The sequence below is a fragment of the Solimonas sp. K1W22B-7 genome (assembly GCF_003428335.1).
GTDB lineage: Bacteria > Pseudomonadota > Gammaproteobacteria > Nevskiales > Nevskiaceae > Solimonas_A.
Map to the genome: position 1 here is coordinate 3206735 of NZ_CP031704.1, position 10565 is coordinate 3217299.

The 10565-nt window shown below is 68.1% G+C and carries 10 protein-coding genes; 2 read left to right on the forward strand and 8 right to left on the reverse strand.

Features of this window, described 5'->3' with window-relative positions; translation table 11 throughout:
* Positions 1-64: 64 nt before the first annotated feature.
* The 3 genes from D0B54_RS14505 to D0B54_RS14515 form a co-directional block, all read right to left on the reverse strand.
* Positions 65-1453, reverse strand: a complete 1389-nt coding sequence (locus D0B54_RS14505) for a D-arabinono-1,4-lactone oxidase (RefSeq protein WP_117292006.1) — start codon at positions 1451-1453, stop codon at positions 65-67.
* A gap of 13 nt (positions 1454-1466) precedes the next feature.
* The gene (locus D0B54_RS14510) at positions 1467-1886 is read right to left on the reverse strand and encodes a c-type cytochrome (RefSeq protein WP_117292007.1); all 420 of its coding nucleotides are present in this window, start codon (positions 1884-1886) and stop codon (positions 1467-1469) included.
* A 94-nt stretch (positions 1887-1980) separates the two neighbouring features.
* On the reverse strand, positions 1981-3018 hold the full coding sequence (locus D0B54_RS14515; protein WP_117292008.1) for an AraC family transcriptional regulator: 1038 nt from the start codon (positions 3016-3018) through the stop codon (positions 1981-1983).
* 209 nt (positions 3019-3227) lie between these two features.
* On the opposite strand from D0B54_RS14515, the gene D0B54_RS14520 reads away from it, so the two are divergent.
* Positions 3228-4058, forward strand: coding sequence for an SDR family oxidoreductase (locus D0B54_RS14520; RefSeq protein WP_117292009.1), 831 nt, complete (start codon positions 3228-3230; stop codon positions 4056-4058).
* An 87-nt stretch (positions 4059-4145) separates the two neighbouring features.
* Here D0B54_RS14520 and D0B54_RS14525 read toward each other — a convergent pair whose 3' ends face one another.
* Genes D0B54_RS14525 through D0B54_RS14540 form a run of 4 tightly spaced genes read right to left on the reverse strand, consistent with a single transcriptional unit; the run spans position 4146 to position 7764 of the window.
* Positions 4146-5210, reverse strand: coding sequence for a TIGR00266 family protein (locus D0B54_RS14525; protein WP_117292010.1), 1065 nt, complete (start codon positions 5208-5210; stop codon positions 4146-4148).
* Positions 5211-5219: 9 nt separating this feature from the next.
* Entirely contained in the window at positions 5220-5903 is a 684-nt protein-coding gene (locus D0B54_RS14530; RefSeq protein WP_117292011.1) for a TIGR00266 family protein, read from the reverse strand.
* Between the two features lie 6 nt (positions 5904-5909).
* Complete coding sequence (locus D0B54_RS14535; protein ID WP_117292012.1) at positions 5910-6578, reverse strand: TIGR00266 family protein; 669 nt, start codon at positions 6576-6578, stop codon at positions 5910-5912.
* Positions 6562-7764, reverse strand: a complete 1203-nt coding sequence (locus tag D0B54_RS14540) for a M48 family metallopeptidase (protein WP_117292013.1) — start codon at positions 7762-7764, stop codon at positions 6562-6564. The genes D0B54_RS14535 and D0B54_RS14540 overlap by 17 nt, the downstream gene beginning before the upstream one ends.
* Positions 7765-7905: 141 nt before the next feature.
* Here D0B54_RS14540 and D0B54_RS14545 point away from each other — a divergent pair, with 141 nt between their 5' ends.
* Positions 7906-8310, forward strand: coding sequence for a GFA family protein (locus tag D0B54_RS14545; protein ID WP_117292014.1), 405 nt, complete (start codon positions 7906-7908; stop codon positions 8308-8310).
* A 10-nt stretch (positions 8311-8320) separates the two neighbouring features.
* Here the strand turns inward: D0B54_RS14545 and D0B54_RS14550 are convergent, their stop codons facing one another.
* Entirely contained in the window at positions 8321-10513 is a 2193-nt protein-coding gene (locus D0B54_RS14550) for a molybdopterin oxidoreductase family protein (RefSeq protein ID WP_117292015.1), read from the reverse strand.
* Between the last annotated feature and the right edge of the window lie 52 nt (positions 10514-10565).

The window sequence follows — 10565 nt, forward strand, 5'->3', positions numbered from 1 at the left end:
GCGTAGGGTGCGCAACGCGCACCGTTTTTTTTACCGACTCACCTGGTGGTGCGCAGTGCGCACCCTACGCCACGCCGAAAACCGACCGCAGATGCGCATTGAGGAACCGGCCCTTCGGGTCCAGTGCCTGCCGCAGTTCGGTGAATTCCTTCCAGCGCGGATACAGCTTCGCCAGCTGTCCGGCGTTGAGCGTGTGCAGCTTGCCCCAGTGCGGGCGGCCACCATACTTCCAGAAGATCGGCTCGATCTCGGCAAAGTAGTTGTGGTAGTCCATGGTGTAGTGCTGGTGGATCGAGATCGCGCAGCGCTCGCCGCCCTCGAACATCGACAGCGGAATATCGTCGCCCTTGACGTAGCGGTATTCGATGGGGAACCAGGTCGGCAGGCGCTTCTTCTCGATCAGCGCCAGGATCTCGCGCAGGCAGGCCGGGCCGGCCGCGGCAGGGACCGAGTACTCCATCTCGTTGAAGCGCACATTGCGCACGTTGGCATAGATGTCGTACGAGTCGCCGACACGCTCGTCGAAGCTGGCGGTGGAGCCGACCAAGTTGAGCAGCGCGCGCCGTGCCGCCGGGAAATCGCTGCCGTACTTGTCCAGGCGCTGGATCCATTTCACGTACTCGTTGCCGCCCTCCTCGTCCACGCTGACCGGTGGCGTGGCCGGGTCGGTGGTTTCGTTAAGGGTGATCGCGGCGGCATAGTCGGAATTGGTGATGACCTGCATCTCCCAGTGCTGGTTCTCGCGACGGTGCTTCTCGATGTCCTCCAGAAGTTCCTCGGTCCTGGCGATCCACATCTTCTCGCGCAGGCGGAACGCCTTGCGGTTCTGCAGCTTCACCTGCGTGACGACGCCGAGCGCACCGAGCGAGACCCGCGCCGCATTGAACAGATCGGCACGACGCGTGGCGTCGCAGTCGATGATCTCGCCGCTGGCCGTGACCAGGCGCAGGCCGACGACCTGGGTCGAGTAGGAGCCGTAGCCGACGCCGGTGCCGTGGGTCGAGGTGGCAATCGCGCCGGCCAGCGTCTGGTAGTCGATGTCCGACATGTTCGGCAGCGCCAGGCCCGCGGCCTGCAGCGGCGCGCCCATCTGCGACATCGGCGTGCCGGCCCACCAGTCCGACTGCAGCTTCGCCGCGTCGTGGCCGATCATCCCGCTGAGCTTGCCCAGCGACACGATCTTGCCGTCGGTGGGTACCAGCGCGCTGAACGAGTGCGCGGAACCCACCGGGCGGATCACCATGTCGGTGGTGCCGCGGATCAGCGCCACCAGTTCGTCCTCGCTGGCCGGGCCCAGGCGCTGGGCCGGAATGCAGCTCTGCGCGCCGGACCAGTTGCGCCAGACCATGATGCGCTCGCGCCGCGCGGCGGCGGCAGACAGCGGCAGGCCCAGCGCCGCCGCCGTGCCGATCGCGCCCAGGGCCTTGATCAGCTCTCTTCGTGAAATGCTCATGCCGGCCTCCCGCTCAGTGCTCGAAGGTCGCGCCGGACATCAGCTCGATCAGCGTGATGAACTCGTCTTCCGAGCACTCCATGCAGTTGCCCAGCGGCGGCATGCCGTTGTAGCCCTGGATGGTGTGATCCAGCAGGGTGTCGATACCCTGCGCCACGCGCGGCTGCCAGGCCTTGGCATCGCCGGTCTGGGGAGCGCCGGTGCCGGGCACGGCGTGGCAAGCCTTGCAGCTGCGCTCGTAGGTAGCCTGCGCCCCGGCGCTGGCAGTCACAGGCGCCGCCGCTGCGGCGGCCGGTGCGGCCGGAGCCGGAGTGCTCGCCGGCGCCGCCTGCTCGCCCTTGCCGCAAGCCGCCAGCAGGAGCAGCGCCAGGCCGCAGGCGGCGGCACGCAGGCCAGGCTTGAGACGGGACTCCGGGGACGGCGGTACGCGCATGGGCTGCTCCTCGACGATATGGGCAGCATGCTACGCAGGGCCCGCCGGGGGCACGAGATCATTTACGGACGGCCGGGGTGTCAACCGCGGACTTCTAGCCCTGGGCGTCGCTGCGATAGAAGGTCGGCGCGACCCCGGTCCAGCGCCGGAAGGCCCGGCGGAAGTTGCTGGGATTGTTGTAGCCGATCTCCACCGCGATATCGTCGACCGGCAGGTCCGAGTGCGTCAGCAGGCTCAGCGCGCGAGTCTTGCGCGCGTTGTCGAGCAGGTCCTCGAAGGCGATGTTGCTGTCCGCCAGGCGGCGGCGCAGCGTGCGGCTGCTCATGTTGAGCTGGCCGGAGATGGCCTCGATCCGCGGGCCCTCCTTCAATGCCTTGTAGATCGCCGTTTCCACCGACTGGCAAAGGTCTTCCTTGACCGAGTAGGCGGCGGTTTCCGCCTGCACCACCTGCATAGCCTGCTTCAGGGTCAGCGGATTGTGCAGCGGCAGGCGGTACTCGAGCAGCGACGCCGGCATCACCACGCGGCTCTGGCGGCAGCCGAAGCGCAACGGCGCCTGGAAGATCGGCTCGTAGGTCGCCACATAGGATGGCGCAGGGTAGGAAAACTCGACCTGCAGGATGCGGAAGTCCGGGCCCATCAGGCCGCGGCCGAACTGCACCGCGCTGGAGAAGGCTTCCTCGATCAGGAAGATCTCGATCTCGGGGGCCGGAAAACGCAGCGCATGAACGAACACCACGTTGGCGCCCTCCAGCTCCACCGAGGTGTTGACGATGCCGCCGGACAGCACCTCGTACTTCAGGTATAGCCCGATGGCGTCCTGCATCGTCCGGCTCAGGCTCATCGCCAGGCCGAGGATGCCGATCGTCCCCAGCGTATTGCGCCGGCCGGACTCCAGGCCGAGTCCGACGCCGGGGAACAGCTGGATCGCGCGGTGGATGAGCAGGTTGGCCTGCCGGTAGGACACGCGGCAGTGCGGATCCTCCAGGTCCTCCACCGTCAGTCCCAGGCCCATGCAGATGCGGGCCGGATCCTGGCCCAGATCGGCGACGGCGCGCGCCAGTTCATAGAGCATCTGCGGATGGAAATGCGCACTGTCGATGCGCAGGTCGGCAGGCGTCCTTTCACGCATGGGCGCGTGTCGCCGACGGCCTGGTCCGCATGTCTGTCCGCAACTGACCTCTCCCCGGTCCCGATCTGATCTGCCACGATGCCTGGCCCAAGGCTAACGTCTGCGGTCATGCCGGGCAATCCAGTCCCCGGCTACCCTCGGCCTCAAAGCCACATTATTTACCACACCGGCCCCCGACTGCGGGAAGGGTCCGGCACGGACGAACCCTCATGAATGACGACCTGCGGCGGGTGGTACTGATCACCGGCGCCTCCTCCGGCATCGGCAAGACCTGTGCCGAACACCTGGCCGGCCGCGGCTACCGCGTCTACGGCACCAGCCGCCGCGCCGCGCCCCTGCCGGAAGCGCCCGGCGAAGGCCTGCGCATGATCGCCATGGACGTCACCTCCGAGGCCTCGGTGCGCCAGGCGGTGGCGCTGGTGCTGGCGCGGGAAGGCCGGCTCGACGTGGTGGTCAACAACGCCGGCTGGGGCATCGCCGGCGCAGTGGAAGACACCAGCATCGCCGAGGCGCAGGAGCAGCTCGATGCCAACTTCTTCGGCACCCTGCGCGTCTGCCAGGCCGTGCTGCCGACGATGCGGCGCCAGGGCTCCGGCCACCTGGTGAACATCAGCTCCATGGGCGGACTGGTGTCGATCCCCTTCCAGGGCCTCTACAGCGCCAGCAAGTTCGCGGTGGAAGGCATGACCGAGTCGCTGCGCATGGAACTGGCGCCCTTCGGCGTGCAGGTGGCGCTGATCGAGCCCGGCGACTTCCGCACCGGCTTCACCGCCGAGCGCCGCGTGGCGGCAGCGGCGGCGCAGGGCGCCTACGCTGAATCGTTTCGCAAGGCGGTGGCGGTGATGGAGGCCGACGAGCAGGGCGGCGCCACGCCGGAGGCCATCGCCTGGCGCCTGGAGAGGATCATCGATGCGCGGCGGCCGAAGCTGCGGCACCTGGTGGGCCCGCTGGCGCAGCGCTTCGCGGTGGGGGTGCTGAAGAAGATCCTGCCGCAGCGCTGGTTCGAGTCGATGATCGCGGGGTACTACAGGATCGGGTGAGTTGAACCACGAGGTCGCGAGCAAGCTCGCTCTTACGAAACAAGGTTCGTTATGTAGGAGCGAGCTTGCTCGCGACCACTCGATCGGTTAACCCTGCCTGGCCACCCGCCGGTAAGGAAGGGTCCAGCTCGCAAAAGCACCGACCTTGCGGGTCTGCACCCACACGCGGCCGCGGCCCGAGAAACGGCAGACCAGGCCTTCGCCGGAGAAGAACAGCGACTTGTAGCCGCCAACCTTGGTGATGCGGTACTCCAGGCCGTCGGTGAAGGCGACGATGTTGCCGGTGTCGACGACATAGTCGCCATCGACATCCACCTCGATGATGCCGCCATAGCTGGCGAACCAGAGATCGCCCTGGCCGGAGCAGCGGATCAGGAACAGGCTCTCGCCGGAGAAGAATCCCCGGGTGAAGCCCTGCCACTTGCTCTCCACCACGACCCCGAGGGTCGAGGCGACGTAACCCGAGTTCTGCAGGAAGATGGTCTGGCCCTGCAGGTAAACGTGGCGCAGGTCGCCCGGCGCGCCGGGCGCGATGCCGATCTCGCCCCTGGCGCCCTCGGCGGTGAACTCGTTGATGAAGATCGACTCGCCGGTGACGAAGCGGCTGAGGCCGCCACCGAGCTTGGTCTTCATCGACACGTGCGTGTCCATGGTCGCCATCGCCGAGGCCTCGACCTTGAGGGTCTCGCCGGCGGGAATCTGCACGGTGAGGAAGGCGAAGTCCGGCTCGCCCTCGATGCGGAACGACAGGCCGGGTTGCGGTGGTTGCGGTGGCTGCACCGGCAGCGGCGGCGGCCTGGGGCTGGCCGGCGGCGGCACTGGCGCGGGAGGAGGAGGAGGTGCCGCGACGGGCGGCGGCGGTGCCGGCGCGCGCTGCGGCACCGGAGCGGGTGCAGCCGGGGGCGGCGGCGCGGCGGGCGTGGCCAGCTGCGCGGCGCCGACTGCGCCCATGATCCGCAGCTGCTCGCAGATGCGCCGGGCATTGGCGGCATCCACACCCTTGCTGATGATCACCTGGCGGCCGCAGATCAGGCTCTCCGCCTTCTCCTGCGGCAGGGAAAAGCGGCGCGCGAAGGCGGCCACGACCTGGGCACGGTCCGCGCCGGCCACCAGATCGCCGGTCAGCAACACGTTGTATAGCGGTTCGCTCATGGTCCTTCCTTAGCGGCGACGCGGCTTGAGGGTGGGCGTCAGCGCACGGCCGAAGCTGCCGGGGTTGTGCGACTGGCACCAGACCGTGCCCTTGCCCTTGAACTTGCAGACCAGGCCTTCGCCACCGAGGATCGAATGGATCCAGCTTTTGCCGGCCTTGCTCAGTTCGAACTTCAGCGTCTCGTTGAAGGCCACGATATGGCCGGTATCGACGATGTACTCGCCGTCGACCTGCACCGGGTAGATCGCCCCGAAGGAACTGATCAGCACCTTGCCGCGGCCCTTGAGGTTGAGCCAGAACACATGCTCGCCGGACAGCAGCGACTTGAAGCCCTGCCAGCCCAGCCCGATCTCGATGCCCTCCTCGCTCGCCACCCAGGAGCCGCCCTGCACGATCAGGCTTTCGTGGTTGAGCTGGTGCACCATCATGTCGCCGGCCAGCGGCGTGCCCAGCCAGACCTCGGCACCGTCACGTGGCGAGCTGAAGTGATTGACGAACAGCGACTCGCCGCCGAGCAGGCGCTTGAGGCTCTTCAGCAGCGAGCCCGAGTTCTTCTTGTGCGTGGTGGTGGTGATGTTGACGTCGCCGCTCATCGCGATCATCGCACCGCCCTCGGCGGTCAGCGTTTCACCGCGGGACAGCTTCACCTTCGCGGCGGAATTGCCGGGGCGGTGTACCAGTTCGAATTCCATGGCCTTTTAGCCCCAGAGTTTAGGGTTGAGCCAGCCCGAAAGGCCGGTGAGGCTGCGTGTCTGGATGACGTACTTGCCCTTGCCGGTGAGCCGGGTCACCAGGCCCTCGCCGCCGAAGAAGCTGGAGAAGATGCCGCCGGCCAGCTGCAGGCGCAGCTGCACGCCCGGCTCGTAGGCCACCAGGTGACTGGTATCGACGATGGTCTCGCCGTCCAGCATGCGCTCCAGCAGGGCACCGTAGGAGCCGTACCAGACGCGGCCCGGGCCGGTGACGACCATCTTGAACATGCCTTCGCGCGCGATCCAGGACACCCACCCCGCCCACTTCAGGCCCAGCGTCACCGACTCGTCGGCGGCCAGGAAGGCGCCCGGCTGCAGGCAGTAGGCCTCGCCCGGCGCGAGCTCGCGGCACAGGATGTCGCCCGGCGTGGGCTGCACCAGCGTCAGCGTGCGCGGCTGCTGGGTGGCGTTGCTGAAGCGGTTGATGAACAGCGACTCTCCGCCCAGGTACTTGCGCGCCAGGCCACGCCAGAACCCGCCGTTGAGTCGGGTGCGCAGGTCCAGTTCGGCCGACATGCTCGCCATCGCGTCGGATTCCGCGACCACCGACTCGCCCGGCTCCAGCGTCAGCTGCAGATAGGCGAACGCCGGCCGGCCCTCAATTCTTGTCTTCATTTTCCTGCTCTCCCGACTCTTTGTTCTGTGCCACGACCTCGCGCACTTGGGCCTGCAGCACCAGGAATTCGGCGTCGAGATTGCGATACGGTCCGTGCTGCTTGCCGGCCAGCCTGCGGATGCGCTCGATGCGCTTCGCCGTCGCCGGATGCGTACTGAGGAACTTGGATGCGCCTTCCATCAGGTCGGCCGTACGGTCGCCGGCGGTCTTGCGGATTTTTTCCTGGCGCTTCTTTTCCTCGGCCTGCACCAGCTCGAAGAAACGCACCATGCCCAGCGGGTCGATGCCGGCGCGCTGCAGCAGCTCCACGCCGCGCTTGTCGGCCTGCTCCTCGAAACCGCGCGAGTAGCTCTGGTTGAGCAGCAGCGGCGCCGCCGAGCCCAGGGTGGCCGCCAGGCCGACGACATCGCCCAGCATGACCTGGGCGATCAGCAGCACGCCGGCGGAGGTGATCACCGCGCGCAGCCCGTGCTGCTCGGTGACGTGGGACATCTCGTGGCCCAGCACGCCCAGCAGCTCGTCGGCCGTGCGCGCCTGCAGGATCAGCTCGGAGTTGATCACCACGTAACCGCCCGGCAGGGCGAAGGCATTGATCGTGGAATTCTTCGCGATATGGAAGCGGAAGGGATAGCGCGGATCGCGGATCTCCTGCTCCAGCGGATCGGTCAGCTTCTTGAGCTGGGCGAGCAGCTTGTCGTCCTCGATCATCTGCGCGCCGATCTCGTACTGGGCGAACACCCGCTTGCCCAGGCCCTCCTCCCAGCTGGGCGGGATGCGCCGGGCGGCGATGCCGGCAAAGATGTCGACATTGAACAGCAGCGCTATCGGCAGGCCCAGCACCAGCAGGGCGATGACGGCCGCCAGCACCCAGCCGCCGGCGCGCTTGCGGCGCATCGCCGACAGCGCCGTCGCCAGCTCCGGCTGCTGCGCCAGCAGCGGGTCGGTGACCAGCTTGAGGTCGTCGGTATAGACCGACCAGCCCGGCAGTGCCGGGTTGCTGATGAAGACCAGGCGGTTGCCGGAGCCGCCCAGGCGCAGTTCGGTGCCGCGGAACGGGATGTCCACCGAGCCGGTGGCGCCGCGGAACTGGAAGCCCGTGGGCGTGACGTGCAGCTCGCCGAAGCTGCGGCCATCGGGAAGACTGTCGTGAAAGGCGTGTGCGTAATAGCGGGACGACGACGGCAAGGCGGCTCTCCCCGGGGAGTCGGTGCGGTCTGCGGAGGATTGTGGGCGATCAATCTACTGGAGGCCGGGACTCGCCACAACGTGGTCCGGGCGTCAGGTGTGCGCTAGATTTGGACGTCAGGGAATAGTGGCGAGGGAAAAATGATCCAGGGCGGCTGTCTTTGCGGGGGTATCCGCTACGAGTACGACGGCGAGATCACCGAGATTTCCATGTGCCATTGCTCGCAGTGCCGCAAGGCACAGGGCACGGCCTTCGTCGCCGTCGGCCCGGTGCGCTCCGAGCTGTTCCGCATCACGGCCGGCGCCGGGCTGCTGAAGGAATACCGCGCCATCCCGCAGAAGGCACGGGTGTTCTGCAGTCACTGCGGCAGCCCCATCTACAGCGCCCGGGACGATCTGCCCGGGGTCAAGCGGCTGCGCCTGGGCACGGTGGAAACGCCGGTCAGCTGCAGCAAGGCCTATCACATCTTCACCGGCTCCAAAGCGCCCTGGTACCGCATTGCCGATGGCCTGCCCCAGTACGAGGGATCCAAGCCACCCACCTGAAGTCGTCCGCTCAGGCCGCCTGCGCCGCCGCGGCCTCGACCCTGACCGGCACCCCGTTGAGCGCCGCGTTGCCGGACAGCGCATCCAGCGCGCGGTCGTCGGTAAGGTCGTTGGCACTCTGCCCGGGCTGGGCCTGGGCGATGCGCATCCGCACCCCGGCGCCGGCACGCGCGTGGCCCCAGCCATGCGGCAGCGACACCACGCCGGGCATGATGTCCTCGGTGGCCTGCACCTCGATGTCGACGCTGCCGACGCGGGAGCTGATGCGCACCGTCTGGCCGTCCGCCAGGCCGCGCGAAGCCAGGTCCTGCGGGTGCATGAACAGCTGGTGGCGCGGCTTGCCCTTCACCAGGCGCTGGGAGTTGTGCATCCAGGAGTTGTTGCTGCGCACATGGCGCCGGCCGATCAGCCACAGCTCACCCGGCCGCGGCGCCGACGCCTCCTGCGACATCAGGTCACGCTCGAAGCGCGCCAGGTCGGCCAACACCGCCGCCGGCGCGGCGTTGATGCGCCTGGACTTGCCGTGCAGGCGTTGCGGCAGCGTCTGCCGCAAGGGCCCCAGGTCCACGCCGTGCGGATGGCGCTTGAGCTTGGCCAGGCTCAGCTTGTGCGGCGACTTGCGGCCATACGAACCCATGCGCAGGCCCAGGTCCAGGATGCGGTGCGGCGGCGCGCGCAGCAGGAACTCGTCCTTGAGCTTGGCGCTGATGCGCTTGAGCAGCGGCCCCTTGCTGTCCTGGCCAAGCCGCTCGCGCAGGCGCCGTCCCAGCTTCACGAAGATCTCCCAGTCGTGCAGCGCGCCCTTGGGCTTGGGAAAGAGCGCCGGGCTGTAGCGCGCGGTGTTGCGCACCGCGAAGTGGTGGAAGATCAGGTCGTAGTGATCGTGCTCGAGCCCGCCGGTGGGCGGCAGGATGAAATCGGCATGGCGCGTGGTTTCGTTGAGGTAGGTGTCCACCGACACCATGAAGTCGAGCTGGCCCAGGGCCTGGTCGAGCTGGCGGCCATTGGGGGTGGACATCACGGGGTTGCCGGCAATGGTGATCAGCGCCCTCACCTGCCCCTCTCCGGGCGTCAGTATCTCCTCGGCCAGCGCCGATACCGGCAGCTCGCCGCCGAACTCCGGCAGGCCGCGCACGCGGGTCTGCCAGACATCGTAGTGCCCGGGCTTGGTGTTGCCGCCCTTGACCAGGTCCAGCGCCGGCTGCGGAAACATCATGCCGCCCTCGCGATCGAGGTTGCCGGTGGCGACGTTGAGCAACTGGATCGCCCACTGGCACAGCGTGCCGAAGGCCTGTGTCGACACGCCCATGCGGCCATAGACCGCGGCCGCCGGGGCCGCGGCCAGGTCGCGGGCGATGCGGCGGATGCTGGCGGCGTCGATCCCGGTGACCGCGGCGGCCCGCTCCGGCGTGCAGCTGCGCACGGCCTCGGCGGCCTGCTGCAGGCCATCGGTGAAGGCTGCCAGACGATCGGGCTTCGCCAGCCCTTCGTTGAGCACCACGTTGACCAGGGCCAGCAGCAGCGCGGCGTCGCTGCCGGGGCGGACGAAGTGATGCTCGTCGGCCACCTCGGCGGTCTCGGTGCGGCGCGGGTCGATCAGCACCAGGCGGCCACCGCGGGCCTGCATCGCCTTCAGGCGGTTGCGGAAGTCCGGCACGGTCCAGAGGCTGCCATTGGACGCCATGGGATTGGCACCGAGCATCAGGATGTACTGGCTGCGGTCGATGTCGGGCACTGCCAGCAGCAGCTGGTGACCGTACATCCAGTAGGCGACCAGCTGGTGCGGCAGCTGGTCCACGGAGGTGGCGGAGTAGCGGCTGCGCGTCTTCAGCGGCCCGAACAGGGCGGCGCTATGCGTGAGGTTGCCCCAGTTGTGGACGCTGGGATTGCCCAGGTAGGCGGCGATGCTGTTGGGGCCGTGCTGTTGCTGGATCGCCACCAGGCGGTCGGCGATCTCGTCCAGCGCCTGGTCCCAACTCACTTCTTCCCAGCGCTCGCCAATGCGCTTCAGCGGTCGGCGCAGGCGGTCCGGGTCTTCGTGCAGGTCCTGCAGCGCCACCGCCTTGGGGCAGATGTGCCCGCGCGACAGCGGGTCCTGCTCGTCGCCGCGGATCGAGACGATCTTGCCGTCACGGACGCGGAACTCGAGCCCGCAGATCGCCTCGCAGAGATTGCAGGCCCCGTAGTGGACTTCCTCGCTCATGTGCGCTCCTGGCTCCGGCCTGCCGCCGGAGCCTCATCATAGCGAGGCCGGG

What these genes read in the sequence shown, in the direction of transcription:
- D0B54_RS14510 (WP_117292007.1), bottom strand. Translation starts at nt 1,886, where the DNA reads ATGCGCGTACCGCCGTCCCCGGAGTCCCGTCTCAAGCCTGGCCTGCGT.
- D0B54_RS14530 (WP_117292011.1), bottom strand. Translation starts at nt 5,903, where the DNA reads ATGGAATTCGAACTGGTACACCGCCCCGGCAATTCCGCCGCGAAGGTG.
- D0B54_RS14525 (WP_117292010.1), bottom strand. Translation starts at nt 5,210, where the DNA reads ATGAGCGAACCGCTATACAACGTGTTGCTGACCGGCGATCTGGTGGCC.
- D0B54_RS14505 (WP_117292006.1), bottom strand. Translation starts at nt 1,453, where the DNA reads ATGAGCATTTCACGAAGAGAGCTGATCAAGGCCCTGGGCGCGATCGGC.
- D0B54_RS14520 (WP_117292009.1), top strand. Translation starts at nt 3,228, where the DNA reads ATGAATGACGACCTGCGGCGGGTGGTACTGATCACCGGCGCCTCCTCC.
- D0B54_RS14515 (WP_117292008.1), bottom strand. Translation starts at nt 3,018, where the DNA reads ATGCGTGAAAGGACGCCTGCCGACCTGCGCATCGACAGTGCGCATTTC.
- D0B54_RS14535 (WP_117292012.1), bottom strand. Translation starts at nt 6,578, where the DNA reads ATGAAGACAAGAATTGAGGGCCGGCCGGCGTTCGCCTATCTGCAGCTG.
- D0B54_RS14550 (WP_117292015.1), bottom strand. Translation starts at nt 10,513, where the DNA reads ATGAGCGAGGAAGTCCACTACGGGGCCTGCAATCTCTGCGAGGCGATC.
- D0B54_RS14545 (WP_117292014.1), top strand. Translation starts at nt 7,906, where the DNA reads ATGATCCAGGGCGGCTGTCTTTGCGGGGGTATCCGCTACGAGTACGAC.